Annotated in this window: 14 protein-coding genes and 1 riboswitch; of the genes, 6 read left to right on the top strand and 8 right to left on the bottom strand. The window is 60.1% G+C overall.

Going from position 1 to position 14,777, the window contains the following annotated elements; all coding sequences use genetic code 11:
* The 4 genes from BV911_RS19815 to yghU all read left to right on the top strand — a co-directional run.
* A partial coding sequence (locus BV911_RS19815) for a hypothetical protein (protein WP_205963889.1) occupies window positions 1–278 on the top strand: 278 nt, incomplete at its 5' end.
* Between the two features lie 356 nt (window positions 279–634).
* Complete coding sequence (locus BV911_RS17270) at window positions 635–1,783, top strand: fumarylacetoacetate hydrolase family protein (RefSeq protein ID WP_086054834.1); 1,149 nt, start codon at window positions 635–637, stop codon at window positions 1,781–1,783.
* A gap of 120 nt (window positions 1,784–1,903) precedes the next feature.
* Entirely contained in the window at window positions 1,904–2,578 is a 675-nt protein-coding gene (locus tag BV911_RS17265; protein WP_086054833.1) for a DsbA family protein, read from the top strand.
* A 68-nt stretch (window positions 2,579–2,646) separates the two neighbouring features.
* The gene (gene yghU, locus BV911_RS17260) at window positions 2,647–3,522 is read left to right on the top strand and encodes a glutathione-dependent disulfide-bond oxidoreductase (RefSeq protein WP_086054832.1); all 876 of its coding nucleotides are present in this window, start codon (window positions 2,647–2,649) and stop codon (window positions 3,520–3,522) included.
* 10 nt (window positions 3,523–3,532) lie between these two features.
* On the opposite strand, the gene BV911_RS17255 is transcribed toward yghU, so the two are convergent.
* From BV911_RS17255 to BV911_RS17220, 8 genes are all read right to left on the bottom strand, one after another.
* A complete protein-coding gene (locus BV911_RS17255; RefSeq protein ID WP_205963888.1) occupies window positions 3,533–4,534 on the bottom strand; it encodes a HesA/MoeB/ThiF family protein in 1,002 nt (333 codons plus the stop codon).
* Complete coding sequence (locus tag BV911_RS17250) at window positions 4,531–5,127, bottom strand: thiamine phosphate synthase (RefSeq protein WP_086054830.1); 597 nt, start codon at window positions 5,125–5,127, stop codon at window positions 4,531–4,533. Before BV911_RS17250 ends, BV911_RS17255 begins: the two co-directional genes overlap by 4 nt.
* Window positions 5,124–5,897 (bottom strand): thiazole synthase, encoded by a 774-nt coding sequence (locus BV911_RS17245; protein ID WP_086054829.1) that lies wholly within the window; start codon window positions 5,895–5,897, stop codon window positions 5,124–5,126. Before BV911_RS17245 ends, BV911_RS17250 begins: the two co-directional genes overlap by 4 nt.
* 3 nt (window positions 5,898–5,900) lie before the next feature.
* On the bottom strand, window positions 5,901–6,098 hold the full coding sequence (thiS, locus tag BV911_RS17240; protein ID WP_086054828.1) for a sulfur carrier protein ThiS: 198 nt from the start codon (window positions 6,096–6,098) through the stop codon (window positions 5,901–5,903).
* Window positions 6,076–7,077 (bottom strand): glycine oxidase ThiO, encoded by a 1,002-nt coding sequence (gene thiO, locus BV911_RS17235; RefSeq protein WP_086054827.1) that lies wholly within the window; start codon window positions 7,075–7,077, stop codon window positions 6,076–6,078. The genes thiS and thiO overlap by 23 nt, the downstream gene beginning before the upstream one ends.
* Window positions 7,074–7,889, bottom strand: a complete 816-nt coding sequence (thiD, locus tag BV911_RS17230) for a bifunctional hydroxymethylpyrimidine kinase/phosphomethylpyrimidine kinase (protein WP_086054826.1) — start codon at window positions 7,887–7,889, stop codon at window positions 7,074–7,076. The genes thiO and thiD overlap by 4 nt, the downstream gene beginning before the upstream one ends.
* Before the next feature lie 59 nt (window positions 7,890–7,948).
* Window positions 7,949–8,049, bottom strand: a riboswitch (TPP riboswitch).
* Window positions 8,050–8,089: 40 nt separating this feature from the next.
* A complete protein-coding gene (locus BV911_RS17225) occupies window positions 8,090–8,911 on the bottom strand; it encodes a sulfite exporter TauE/SafE family protein (RefSeq protein ID WP_086054825.1) in 822 nt (273 codons plus the stop codon).
* Window positions 8,912–9,036: 125 nt separating this feature from the next.
* On the bottom strand, window positions 9,037–10,290 hold the full coding sequence (locus BV911_RS17220) for a replication initiation protein (protein ID WP_086054824.1): 1,254 nt from the start codon (window positions 10,288–10,290) through the stop codon (window positions 9,037–9,039).
* Between the two features lie 593 nt (window positions 10,291–10,883).
* Here BV911_RS17220 and BV911_RS17215 point away from each other — a divergent pair.
* Together BV911_RS17215 and BV911_RS17210 are read left to right on the top strand one after the other, a co-directional pair.
* Window positions 10,884–12,254, top strand: coding sequence for an AAA family ATPase (locus BV911_RS17215; RefSeq protein ID WP_086054823.1), 1,371 nt, complete (start codon window positions 10,884–10,886; stop codon window positions 12,252–12,254).
* A complete protein-coding gene (locus tag BV911_RS17210) occupies window positions 12,251–13,345 on the top strand; it encodes a ParB N-terminal domain-containing protein (RefSeq protein WP_086054822.1) in 1,095 nt (364 codons plus the stop codon). The genes BV911_RS17215 and BV911_RS17210 overlap by 4 nt, the downstream gene beginning before the upstream one ends.
* Window positions 13,346–14,777 lie beyond the last annotated feature (1,432 nt).

Below are 14,777 nucleotides of genomic sequence, written 5' to 3'. Positions count from 1 at the left end.
TCTCTTCAGATTACAAATTGTCAAACAACGTGGGGCAAAACCCCGAAAACCTCGTCAATGCAAGAGGCAAAAATTCACAGGTGGCGCTCAATAAAAGCGCTGCCCGCTCACACTCGTCTCCAACATCGCACCAGAACCAACTCTCCGCCGGCCCCGATCCCCGCCCCCAGCGCCGCCTTGTCGTTGGCGCCGTGTCCGGTGAGGGGCTGTCTAAGCAAACCCACCAACGCCCGCAACCCCTTTTTTGCAATTCAACACAATCAATCCAAATAAAATGAAAATGTAAACAATATCAATGGTATATGGAAACAGAGCGCAGAGCAGCCAACGCAAATAACCCCCGCAGCACCCCGAAAACACAAGAATCGCCCGCCGCCCAGCCCGCCGCTTCAGACGTTACCCCTACGTCCGACAAACCCAAACCCGCACCGGGGCACCAAACGCAACCCAACCAACCCAACAATCCCAGTCAGAACCACGGAAACGTCTCTGATATGGATCGCGGCGCGCGCGCCTGCCCCATACGACCCGGCCCGACTTGGGGCGCGATAGGTCGTTGGACAACGAAATTGCCTGCCCCTAGTCTGCGCGGCGCGCCACTCTGGGCCCAGTTCCCACAAATCGAGGACAAGACATGACCTTTCTGACCGACACCGACCTTACCGGCCTCTTCCTTGGGCGGATCTGGATGCCCGCCGTGCAAGGCCCCTGCGTTGTCACCCTGCGGGATGGCAACGTCATTGATATCACCAGCCGGGCGGCGCCGACAGTGCGCGACATTTGCGAGATGGACGATCCGGCAGCCTATGTTCGCGTCGCAGAGGGCCGGATCATCGGCCCCCTTGCCGATCTGGCCGCCGTCAGTCCGGATCGCACCGACGCGGCGCATTTTCTGGCCCCCTGCGATTTGCAGGCGATCAAGGCCTGCGGCGTTACCTTTGCCAGCTCCATGGTCGAGCGGGTAATCGAAGAACAGGCGGCGGGCGATCCCAAGCGGGCCGAGGCAATCCGAAGCCGGGTTGGCGCCGTGATCGGGGACAGTCTGCGCAACATCCGCGCCGGATCGCCCGAAGCCGCCGAGGTCAAGGCCGCCCTGATTGCAGAGGGGCTGTGGTCTCAGTATCTGGAAGTGGGCATTGGCCCGGACGCCGAGGTGTTCTCAAAGGCACAGGTGCTTTCCTCCATGGGGCCGAATGCGACCGTGGGGCTGCACCCGATGTCGAAATGGAACAACCCAGAGCCCGAGGTGGTGCTGGCGGTGACATCCAAGGGCCGGATCGTCGGGGCCTGCCTTGGCAATGACGTGAACCTGCGCGATGTCGAAGGGCGCTCGGCGCTGCTGTTGTCCAAGGCGAAGGACAACAATGCCAGCTGTGCCATCGGTCCGATGATCCGCCTGTTCGACGACAGCTTCGGGATCGACGACGTGCGGCAGGCCGAAGTCGATCTGCATGTCACCGGCCCCGACGGGTTCGAGTTAAACGGCCATTCCTCTATGAAAGAGATCAGCCGCGACCCCACCGATCTGGTCAGCCAGACGGTCGGACGCCATCACCAGTATCCCGATGGCTTCATGCTGTTTCTGGGCACCCTGTTTGCCCCGACCAAGGATCGCGATGTGCCCGGCGAAGGCTTCACCCACAAGCTGGGCGACGTCGTCACCATCTCGGCCGCCGGATTCGGACAGCTGACCAATACGGTCGGCCTGTCCACCGAATGCCCGGAATGGACCTATGGTGTGCGCCGTTTCATGGGCAATTTGGCCGAGCGCGACCTGATCTGACAACCCGATCTGTGGTTCTTTGCGGCGGTCACAGTTCAGTGACCGCCATGTGCAGGCCTTGAGTGACTGCTCAATCTGACTATCTGTGCATCATACTCATTTTTGTCTGAAGAGGCCGCCATGACATCTCCCCAATCAGAACAAGACGGCGCGACCGCGCCGCTGCGCATTGACATCGTCTCGGATGTTGTCTGCCCATGGTGTGTGGTCGGCTACCGGCAACTGTCCGAAGCTCTTACCAACACCGGCACCCCGCATGAAGTTTTCTGGCATCCATTTGAGCTGAACCCAGACATGGCCGCCGATGGCCAAAATATGCGCGAACATATCGCCGAGAAATACGGCTCCACCCCAGAGCAGTCGCAAGAGAACCGGGACCGCCTGACCGCAATCGGTGCGGATTTGGGGATCACGTTCCGCTTTTCCGAAGAGATGCGGATGCACAATACCTTCAACACGCATCAGTTGCTGCATTGGGCGGACCAGTTCGGTCGCAAGAATGACCTGAAACAAGCGCTGTTCACCGCCCATTTCACCGATCAGCGGTCGCTGTCGGACATCGCGGTGCTGGCCGAGATCGCGGCCGAGATCGGGCTGGATCGCGACGAAGCTCTGACGGTGCTGAAAGATCAACGGTTCGCGCAAGAGGTGCGCACCGCCGAGACCTTCTGGCTGCAACAGGGCATTCGCGGCGTTCCGGCGATGGTGTTCGACCGCCAGCATCTGGTGACCGGCGCGCAGGGGGTCGACACTTACACCGATATCCTGAAGCAACTTGCACAAGGGACGGCATAACCGCCCCTCCCCTGCCCCAACAGGCCGGGCCTGCTGTCCGGTCTCACCCTAACCGAAGAAAGGCGAACATGTCTGATCTCAGCGCGTACACTCCCCCGAAAATCTGGACATGGGATTCGGAAAATGGCGGCAATTGGTCAAAGACCAACCGCCCCATTGCTGGGCCCACCCACGACGCCACATTGCCCGTCGGCGCACACCCATTGCAGCTTTATTCCCTCGCGACGCCGAACGGCCAGAAGGTCACGATCCTGCTCGAAGAGTTGCTGGCAGCGGGCGAGTCCGGTGCAGAATATGACGCCCACCTGATCCGGATCGGTGAGGGCGATCAGTTTTCCAGCGGCTTTGTCGAGGTCAACCCGAACTCGAAGATCCCTGCCCTTCTCGATACCGAGACCGGCAGCCGCGTCTTTGAATCCGGCGCAATCCTGCTGTATCTGGCCGAAAAATTCGGGCGCTTCTTGCCAAAAGACCTAGCCGCCCGCACCGAGGCCCTGAACTGGCTGTTTTGGCTGCAAGGGTCGGCCCCCTATCTGGGCGGCGGCTTTGGTCATTTCTATGCCTACGCGCCCGAGAAATTCCAGTATCCGATCGACCGCTTCACCATGGAAACCAAACGTCAACTGGACGTGCTGGACCGGGAACTGGCCATCCACCCCTATCTTGGCGGCGATACCTACAGCATCGCTGATATTGCCACTTGGGCATGGTATGGCAATCTGGTGCTGGGCGAATTGTATTCTGCCGCGGAATTCCTTCAGGTGGACAGCTATACCAACCTGCGCCGCTGGGCCGAAGAGATCCGCCAGCGACCGGCGGTGCAGCGTGGCCGGATGGTCAACCGTACCTTTGGCCCGCTGTCCGAGCAACTTCACGAACGGCACAATGCGTCGGATTTCGACCTGAAGACCCAAGACAAGCTGACCGACAGCAGCGCGGCCTAACCGCCGCCTGTCATGCCGGCATCCGACCGTTCGGGTCGGGTGCCGATTCCCCCATTGCCACTAAGGCAATCGTTCCCGGCCAATAGGATTGCAACCGCCGCGCCGCTTGCCATGACCGCAGGCCCGAACGGCACACCATCACGGCGCGTTGTCCCGGTTCGGGCCGTGGCCCCTGCGGCTCGAAGTCTTCGACGGACGACCGCAGCGCCCCCGGCGTCGCCGGAACGGGTGCCTCGTTCAGCCCGCGCAGATCAACCACGAAATCCGTCGGCGCGATCTCGGTCACACCGATGAAGCCCAGCGGGGTCTCGGGCTCGTCCACCCCATCAAAGCGAAAGCCGCCGGTTCGAAACTGGATCATGTCCACGGTCACCAATTGGCCCAATGGCGCAGGCTGGAACCCCAGAAGATGGGACAAAGCCAGTTGCGCTTGCATCGCGCCGATCATGCCCACCACCGGCCCCATCACTCCCGCCGTCGCGCAGGTCGCGGCCCGGCTTGGCAAATCGGGAAACACTGCCCGCAGGGACGGTGCCGTGCCGCAAAATCCGCCGACATAGCCCTGCCGCCCCAAGGCCGACGCCGAGATCATCGGCACGCCCGCCTGCACACAGGCATCCGACAGGGTATAGCTGACGGCGAAACTGTCGGCGCAATCCAGAACCAGTGTCGCCGAGGCCACCAACGCCGCCGCCATCAGTGGCGTCAGAGGCTGCGGCACCGCAATCAACTCACAGTCACTGTTCAGCCGCCGCAAGTGGCGGCAAGCGGCTTCGGCCTTGCTTTGGCCGACCTCATCTTCGCGGTACAGCGTCTGCCGGTGCAGATTGGACAGGGACACCACATCCCCATCCACGACGGTGATGGTGCCGACGCCCGCCCCGGCCAGATACTGCAAGGCCGGACAACCCAGCCCCCCTGCCCCGACCACCAGCACATGGGCCCGGCCAAGCGCCGCCTGCCCGTCTGGCCCGAACTCGGGTAGGCATTCCTGACGGGCGTAGCGGCTCATGCGGCGCCGTCCAGCCATTGCCGTACCCGCGCCTCTGGGTCCGGGTTCAGGGTAATATCCGTCACCGCCGACACCACATCGGCGCCAGCCGCGAATGCGCCGGTTGCCCGCTCTGGCGTCATGCCCCCGATAGCGACCAACGGGATCGCGCCAATCACGGCCTTCCATTCGGTCAGCTTCTCCAGCCCCTGCTTGTGCCACTTCATCTTCTTCAGGATTGTGGGATAAACCGGACCAAGCGCCACGTAATCCGGTGCCAGCGCCAGTGCCCGGTCCAATTCGGCCCGGTCATGCGTGCTAAGACCCAGCCGGATGCCCGCCCGCCGCAGGGCTGGCACATCGGCCACGTCCAGATCTTCCTGCCCCAGATGCACCCAATCGCACCCGGCATCCAGTGCAAGTTGCCAATGGTCATTCACCACCAAGGTACAGCCCGCCGTCCGGCACAGATCCCGGGCCTGATGGATCTCGCGCCGCAAGGCTGCGGTATCGGTGTCCTTGATCCGCAATTGGGCCAGTTTGATGCCCATAGGCAGCATGCGTGCCAGCCACGCGGTACTGTCGAAAATCGGGTAAAATCGCGGCAAAGTCATGACAAGAACGCCTGTCCAATCAGAGGGGTCGACGGGGATGCCATATCGCGCGGCTCCATCGGGTCGGCGTCGGCGGCCAGTTGCCCGGCCCGCAGCGCCAGCGCGAAGGCTTCGGCCATCCCCGCCGGGTCGCCCGCCTTGGCGACGGCCGTGTTCAGCAGCACGGCGTCAAAACCCAGTTCCATGGCGCGCGCCGCATGCGACGGCAAGCCGATCCCAGCATCGATCACCAGCGGCACCTCAGGGAAATGTGCCCGGATCGCCCGCAGACCAAACAGGTTGTTCAGCCCAAGGCCCGACCCGATCGGTGCCCCCCACGGCATCAAGACCTCGCAGCCCACCGTCAGCAGCTTGCCGGCCACCACCAGATCCTCGGTGGTATAGGGAAAGACCTGAAAGCCGTCTTCGGTCAGAATGCGCGCCGCCTCGACCAAGCCGAAGACATCGGGCTGCAAGGTGTCTTCGTCGCCGATCACCTCAAGCTTGATCCACTTGGTGCCAAAGATCTCGCGGGCCATATGGGCGGTCGTCACCGCTTCTTTCACTGTGTGACAGCCAGCAGTGTTGGGCAGGACCCGAACCCCGAGATCGCGGATCAGCCCCCAAAAATCCTGTCCGGCCCGGTCATGGCTGCTTTCGCGCCGCAATGACACAGTAGCGACGGCGGCCTGACTGCGCTTGAACGCCTCGGCAAGGATCGCCGGGGACGGATATTGCGCCGTGCCCAACATCAGGGCATTCGGCAGGGTGGTACCATAGAAACTACGCATCGCTCAGCCCCCCTGCATCGGGGCCAGAACCTCGATCAGGTCACCGGGGTTGAGTTTAAGATCCGCTCGCGCCGGGCCGGGCACGAAACGGCCATTGACGGCGGTCGCAACCACCGCGTCGCCGTAATCCCGCTCTAGCAGCAGCGCCTGCAAGGTGGCCGCTTCAGTGTCCACCGGTTCACCGTTCAGTTGTAACCGCATCCATCACCTCTGGGGTTGTCGCGTCAAAAATCAGCTCGGCCACCATCCGCGCGACGGCAGGCGACAGCAGAAAGCCATGCCGGTACAGGCCATTGACCCGGATCAGATTGCCAGTCCGCCGAATACGCGGCAGGTTGTCGGGAAAGGCCGGGCGGCTGTCGACCCCGATCTCCAGCACCTCAGCTTCGCCAAATGCCGGGTTCAGGGCATAGGCCGCGCTGAGCAATTCCAGCAGAGCGCGGGCCGTTACATGGCGGCGCGCCGCGCTTTCGACCATGGTCGCGCCCAGCATGAACACCCCGTCGCCGCGCGGCACGATATAGAGCGGAATGCGCGGATGCAGCAGCCGAATGGGCCGCGACAGGGCCAAATCCGGGCAAGACAGCACCAGCATCTCGCCCTTGACCGGCCGCAAATCCGGCAGCACATCCCGCGCTGCGTAGCCCCGGCAATCGACCGTCAAACCTTTGGCGGCATGGGCGGCGGGATCGGCCTCGGCCTGCGTGAATTCAACGCCGTCGCGCTGCAACCCTGCCCGCAGATCGGCCAGCGCCGCCCGCGGGGCCAGATGGGCCTCGCCCGCAAAAAACAAGCCGCGGGCAAACCGACCGGCAAGATCCGGTTCCAGCGCGGCGATCGCCGGGCCAGACACTACGGTGAAATCGCTTGTCCGCCGGGCAAAACGGGCCAGGTCGGCCTGATCGCGTGCCGCCGAGACCACAAGCGTTCCCTTGCGATGCACGGCGTGGGTCTTGGCTGCCCACCAATCGGCAGCCTCCTGCCCCAGCCGGATCACCGGCTCTTCGGCACTTTCTCCTTCGCAAAACGGCGCCAGCATGCCGCCCGCCCACCACGAACAGGCATGCGGACCCAGACCGTCGCCGCGGTCAATCACCAAGACCTCAGCGCCGCGATCCGCCAAACAGCGGGCCACCGTCAGGCCCGCCACCCCGGCCCCGATCACCGTAACTGCGGTCATGCTGCGCCCCAAACCTGATGAAAGTGATGCACCGGACCATGCCCGGCGCCGATCTTAAGGCCATCGGCCTGTCGGATCGCGCCCTGTAGATAATCATGAGCGACGCCAATCGCCTCGCTCAGCTCCAGCCCTTTTGCCAGCCCCGCCGCAATGGCAGCAGAATAAGTGCAGCCGGTGCCATGGGTATTCCGGGTTTCGACCCGCGGCGCGCTGAACGCCAAATCGGGCTGGCCCGGGCGAACGAGCAAATCGGTGCAGGTACCCGATTGCGCATGCCCGCCCTTCATCAAGACGGCCCGCGGCCCAAGCGCCAGCAAGGCGCGGCCTTGCGCGGCCGCCTCGTCCGGGGTCTGGGCTTGGGGCGCCCCCAGCAGACGGGCAGCTTCGGGAAGGTTCGGAGTCAAAAGATCAGCCCGGGGCAACAGTTGCGCCGTCATCGCCGCAATCGCCGCGCCTTGGAGCAACGCATCGCCAGACTTTGCGATCATCACTGGGTCCAGCACAACGGGCCCCGCATAATGGGCCATCCGCGCCGCGACCACGTCAATCAACCGGGCTGAGAACAACATCCCGATTTTGATCGCTGCGACGTTCAGATCGTCCAGCACAGCCGCGATCTGGGCGGCGACCACGTCGGCGGGAACTTCGTGAACGGCCGAGACAACCTGCGTGTTCTGAGCGGTGATCGCGGTGATTGCACTGGCACCATAGACCCCAAGGGCCGAAAAGGTTTTGAGATCAGCCTGAATTCCAGCGCCACCGCCACTATCGGAACCGGCGATGGTCAGAGCAATAGGAACACGGTCGGTCATTCATAGCCTCACAGCAGGGGGACTGGATGCGCGGCAAGGAACGACAGCAATGGCCCGCCAAGCGTGCCCGACCCGTTCCCTACGCCGGCATTGTCCGGATCAGGTTCGACGGGTCAGTGCGCGCACCTCTCAGCCCAGATGGGCCCCCCGACGGATAGCCAGAAACTATGTCAGTTTCCGGGCCTGCACAAGCCGGGCCATTAGCCTAGAACCGACCAAAGCATCTTGACGCTGCTCAGGAACAGGAACACCGCAAAGGCAATCCGCAGGCGCGCAGGGTCCAATGACGCCGCGATCCGGGCCCCAATCGGCGCGGTAAATGTGCTGGTCGAAAAGATCAACACGGCCGCCGGGATCGACACATAGCCCAACGAAAATGGTGGCCGTCCCGCAACGCCCCAGCCCGACCAGACGAAGCCGACCACGGCAGGCACGGCAATCAGCAGGCCGAACGCGGCTGCCGTGCCAACCGCCCGGTGGATCGGAAATGACACAGCCGTCAACACCGGCACCGTCAAAGTGCCGCCACCGATGCCCATCAGGGCCGAGAACAAGCCAATCCCCCCGGCAATGACCGGCTGGCCGCTTGGCAGATGATCCGACAGAATGATCTTGCGCGGCAGCGCCATGTTGATCGAGACCGCCAAGGCGATACAGCCAAAGATCAACGTCAACGACGACGAGTCCAAGACCTTGGACAGCAAACCACCCACCGCCGCACCCAAGACGATCCACGGCGCCCAAGACCGCAGCAGCGCCACGTCAATTGTGCCGCGTTTATGATGGGCCCGGGCCGACGCGATCGAGGTTGGGATGATCGTCGCCAAAGAGGTTGCGACGGCCAGATACATCACCAGATGTTCGGGAATATTGATGGCATGGAATAGCAAGAACAACACGGGCACGATGACAATGCCGCCGCCGACGCCCAGCAACCCGGCCAACACACCGGCGATTGCCCCCGTGCACAGCAGCCCAATCGACAAGAGCCCGAGAAGCTGTGGAGAATAGAGAGTATCCATGAAAGATCCCGTTCTGGTTAAGGGTCGCACCGGTTTTGCCGCGCAACATAGACCGCAGGCGGCATTCAGCGCTGTGACCTTCCGACGCTAAGCAAACTTCCCCTGTCACGCGTGCGAGACAAGGGTCACTCGGCTTGATCGGGCAAGCCTTCGGGAATCAGATCAGCCCAGAAATTTCGCACCTTGGGAAAGACCCCCCGGGCGTGCCAGCCAAAGCGTCGGAACTGGTCGCGCTCAAAATCATCGTCAAGCTGGCGCTCGAACCGGTCCTTCATCGCCTTGCGACTGGCCGGGGACCGCTTTTCAAGGTTCAGGTCGATCACCCCGAGGCACTGGCTGCGCCATGCTGCGTCCCGGGCCAGTTGCGCGGCGCGTTCGGCCTCTTCCAGTTCCTGCGGGGTCGGATCCGCCGGGACTGCCGAAGGGGCGACTGAAATCGGAGCCACGGAAGGCGTTTTGAAGTCACCCTTGATGGCCGCACTCAGATATCCGGCGGGGGTTTTGCGCACCCTGCCCTTGCGCCGCTCCCCTTCCACAAAATCCAACTTCTCAGAGACGTAGCTTTCGCCATGTTCCGCAATCCACCGCTGGGCAAGCCGGTTCGACACCCCGTTCTCCAGCAGGCGCTTGTAGACTGCGGATTTGCGAACCGCGTCATCGTCCCCCAGATCGAACAGCGTTGCCTGACCATTCCGGGCAATCAGAAAGCGGATGTATTTCGCCTTACGGCTTTCCCGTTTGACCTCGGCCACCACCGAGATGTCGGACACCGCATTCACTTCGGCCACCGATGGCTTGATGATCTTGGCATTCAGCTTGGAGAAATCCTCGTAATAGGGGCTGTCATGCACCCCCATCAGACGCCGAAACACGTCAATCTCCCACCAACCGGTTGAACCGGTGCGCACGAAGCGGAAACAGTTCTCGTACAAGGCCAAAGCATGACCCGAGGTGAAATTGCGCTGGATGCGCATGTTGATCATCGAAAAAACGCTGGGATCATACAGCTTTGCCGCCAGCGGCGCGGCATAGGCATATTCGCAGACGCCGCCGACCAGCTTGGCATAAGAGATCAGTGACGAGATCCCCCATTCTTCTTCGCCATTGTCACCCAACATATTCCATTCGGCGGTTGTCTCGGCCAAGGCCCGCAACGAACCCTTCAGCGTCTCGCGGTCGCGTGACGCATATCCCGACAGGGCGCATAGGGTTTCGGCGTCGATCCGGTGCGACGGTTTGGTCAGCAAGTCGTCATAGGCATTCAGCAGTAAGCAATTGCTGAGTTTACGCTGCAACAGGGTCAGCTTGCCGCCGACATGAATGGCGGCAACGTGTTTGCGCAGGCTTTCCCGCTCGGTGATGTGTCTAAATTGGGTCACGGATTCGACTCAGTCTGCTTAATTTTCCCGACTCTGGCCTCATAAACGACCCGCGTGTCAACCGACACGGGGATGTTTTCTTGCCAATAATGAAACGCGCCGCCACGCAAACAGGTCGATTTCGTCAGCCGCCCATCACGTAAATGGGTAGGTTTCATGCCGTCGACCCTTCGAATTTGCGTCATTCTCTCCGGTGAAGGCCACGAAAGCCCCGAAAACCCGTCGCTACACAGCAATTTGCCCTCATCCCGCAGATGGGGTCGTTTCCGCACGTAAATGGGTATATTTGGGCCTGTATTCGGGGTGATACCGACCTGTATCCGGGTCGAACTGATCCTGTAAACTGGTGTGCGCACACCAGTAACTCACTGAATTATTATAGGATTACTGAGTCCATAGATTCAAAAGACTCCTAAAGAGATTCATACGTTTAGTAGGTGCATTTTTCCGTTAGATTTTGCGCGGAACCGCTGTTTTTAAGCGTCTCGCGCGCGTGACAATCCCAAACACACGCGCTATGACTCTCTTAAGCAGCCACATTCACGGAAAATATGGATAAGAGCTGAAGGCAGGAACATTCAGGATCTGATGAAATGAGCACGCAACACACCTCTATCAGTCTTCAGCCAATTGACCCAAAGGAAGCTTTGAGCGATTTGCCGTCCCGCGTCACGACCGATCGTTTCACAGTCGCGGCAGAAATCTGTATGCGAGCCCGCGATGACTTGGCCCGACGGGGCTACAAACCCGACGGCGAAAAGCAGCTGCGCAGTTTCGGATTCTGGGAGATCACAACCTACATGTTGCCCGTTACGGCGCAACATCTTCGCCGTGTTCTTAAGGCCCACCCTGACCTGCCTCAAGGCACCCCCGAGAAAACCGGCGGGGCAAAGATGTTCACGTTGGACGAAGTGAACACCATCCGCGATTTTCTGGAAAGCGAAGGCCAGCAAGGCAAAGGCTATCGCCCTTATCGCCCGAAGGATCAGCCCGCGAAAATCGTATCGGTCTGCAACTTTAAAGGCGGCGTTTCTAAGACCACGACAGGCGCGCATCTGGCGATGGCGGCAGCGCTGGACGGGTATAGAGTTCTGGTGGTCGACCTCGACAGTCAGGCGTCGATGAGCACGATGTTTGGCGTCATGGCCGAAGACGAAGGCCAAACCGCCTATTCAATCCTTGCCCGTCATCACGCGGAACATGTTGCCCGCAGCATGGGTATTGATGATCTGACCTCGGATCGTCTGGACGATGAAATTCGTGATGCGGCGCGGGTCACCGCCGACGATCTGATCTTTGGCACTCACTGGCCCACGATTGACATTCTTCCGGCGCAGCTGAACCTTTACTGGGCCGAGTTTCAGGTCCCGGTCTGGATGCAGACCCATCGAAGCTGGCAATTCTGGGATGCGCTGAAATCCTTTTTGCGAGACGAAAACCTGTTGTCGGATTACGACATCATTCTGATCGATACCCCGCCTGCACTCGGATACCTGACCATCAATGCACTATCAGCTGCCGATATTCTGCTGATCCCGGTGGGGGCATCTTTTATTGAATTCGACAGTACGGGTCGGTTCTTTGATATGCTCTACACGACCTTTGTCAGCATTGAGGACAGTATGTCTCGCCTGAACGACGCTGCCCCGAAATTCTCTTGGGATGCTGTGCAGGTGATTTTGACCCGCTACGACGATGCGCAACAATCCGAGTTGGCCAATGTCATTCAAGTCTATCTGGATGATTTTGTGGCAAAGCACCGGCAGGAGTTTACAGCGCTTGTCGGACAAGCGGGCGAACGGGTTTCGGGAATTTACGAGGCAAGCCACACGGATTTCAACCGAGACACTTATCGTCGCGGGCGCGAGACCTTCGATCGGTGCTATCACGAATTCAAAAGGATTTTGATCGGATGTTGGGAACGGGATCAAATTGAGGCCGCAACGCAGGAGGGCGCCGCATGAGCCGGAAACGTCTAGGATCGATTGACCGGGACAGCGTCTCGGAAATGCGCGATGTGGCTGAACGTGCGGCGGCAGAGCGACGGGGGATGGCCGCATCCAAAGCGCCGCCGATTGGCAAAGTGGCCGGATCCGCTGCACGCAGTATAGAGGATGAACTACTGCGTTTACGGCGCGAGAACGAAGACCTGAGCGGGACGCGGGATCTTTATGCCCATGCCAAATCTGCGGGCTTGGTGATCGAACAAGTTCCGCTTGACGATGTTGATGCCCATGCCCTGACGCGGGATCGGCGTATGCTGGATAAATCCTGCGAGGCTTGGGAGGAATTGAAATCCAGTCTTCGCGATCGAGGCCAACAAACGCCGATCGAACTGTCTGGGCGCAGTTCCATGTCTGGCAAATACCAACTGGTCAGCGGATACCGGCGGTTAAGTGCGCTGCGGGACCTGTATGCCGAGACGGGCGACCCGCAATTTTCGGTGGTCAAAGCGCTGATTTCCGGTGGACGCGATCGGGTCGACGTCATGGTCGCGATGATCGAAGAAAACGAAATCCGGCAGGATATTAGCTTTTATGAACGCGGCCGAATTTGCTGTCTCGCGGCAGAGCAGGGGGTTTGTGCCACGATCGACGAGGCGATACAGGCGCTGTTTTCAAGATCTAGCCGCAACCGCCGCTACAAGATCCGCAACTTTACAGTGATTCACAGTGAATTGGGCGCCGTTCTGGATTATCCTGAGCAGATTGGCGAGCGTTTGGGTGCTCGGCTTGCGCAGGCGCTAAAAGACGGTCGCGGGCCTGCCTTGGTGGCGGAACTGTCGGATCGCGACACCAAATTCGCCACCGCTGAAGAGGAACTTGCCATTTTAACTGAATTTGTTGCGCAGCAAGGACGTTTCGCAGTTGCGCAAGCAGAAGCGGTTCCGGTGCTTACCGCAGAGTGGCAGAGTGCGGACGGAGTTAAGGTCCAGGCTCGGTCTAGCGGTGGACGAATTGCGCTTAAGCTGGACGGGCTTTCCGTGTCTTCGGCGGAAGAACTTGAGGCGTTCGTGGCGCAACTTGCAGATCTTTTGGACGGGCAGGGCCGCTAGACCGTCTCGCGTGCGAGACGGTCTAGCGGATGCTTTCATATAGGGGGCGCCTTAACGTCCCGATCCTTGGCGAGACGTTAAGGCGCCTATTCGGCGAACCTCACCGGTGTTTCCATCGCAACGATAGACGCGTTTGATGCTGCGGGACGATCAGACTTGCGTAACCTCGGCTGGTTAAGAGGGCAGGGATAACGCAAAGCAGCGCTTCGCGAGAAACGGAGCTGCCGCGTCGTTCTTGCACCTAGTCGACACGACTGCTGGCTGTTTACGGCAGCAACATTGCAACTCTTGTCGGACCAATGATCACGATCAGACGTGACCTCACATTCGGCTGCAACGTGGATGCGCGGTTCGTCCGCCACGTTCCATTGAGCCTCGACCACCAGACGCATTTTCAGCCGCCCCTCCGGGAATCTTTCAGGACGATTTCGATTTGGTGCAAATGATTATTGATATGGGCTGGAGGATGGCGAAGCGCACTGGACGGTCTTAGCCCGAAGGCATTCGATTGGCGTGGGATGCTGTAGTCGGGAGTGTTTATTCTGAACTCCGGCATTAACCTAAGTCCATGTGCAGGATCATGTTGAAACGGACAGGCAGCCAAGCCGAAGTTTGAATGATCCGGGGCGAAACCGGGGATATTGGGCGTCGATTGTCGGCGGCTGCTTCGTCGACAAGACGAAGCCATAGTAATGCTCATACATTGATAATAATGCGTTTAAATCTTTCTATGACTTTGACAGATAGCATTAATATTTTTAATGGCCGATTCCGGGCTGTCTGCCAGAGTTTCTTACCTGAGGGGGTTATGAGTGGCGCCTTCGCGTCGAGCCCAGTGGTCCGATGCGCGTCGGGCAAAAAAAAATGGCGGCATCCGGGAGGAGGGGATGCCGCCAAATTACTGAGATTGGCTCGGGAGGAGGAAAAGCCAATCTATAGGGAATAGATAGGGCTAATGCTGCGATTGCACAATGCTTTGAGTTCTGCAAATTTTGCATTGCTGTGTTGCGCTGGGGCGCAATCCGTGCTGCGGCCCAAATCGGCGAGCCATCCAAGCAGCCAACTGGTCCGATCAAAACGCGTCGCTCAGATTGCGTGGTTCGCATTGGGTCTGGTTGGCTCCGGACTTGTAAAGTGGTCTGGCAAAACTGGCCAGCCTGCTAGGAAGTATCCAATGCAGATGATGGGATACACGACGAAGCAGGAGACGCAGCTTCTCGGACAAGTTCAAAGGTGAGGGGATCAGGAATTGATCCTATGGAACACTTTCCCGACGATACGTAGCGCTTGAGGCGCTGCGTGGAGGAGAAACGCGCGAAAGTTGGTGATGCCCTGAGGGGCGGCATATCATGGCGGAGTTCAGACGCCGTCAATTCTCAGCCGAGAAAAGGATATGCCACATGTCAGAGTCTACCATCACCCAACTGCCCGA

This window comes from Pseudoruegeria sp. SK021, from assembly GCF_002119405.1.
In the GTDB taxonomy this organism is placed as follows: Bacteria; Pseudomonadota; Alphaproteobacteria; order Rhodobacterales; family Rhodobacteraceae; genus Meridianimarinicoccus.
Note: the sequence above shows the minus strand (reverse complement) of the source record. Positions and strands in the feature narration are given on the sequence as shown.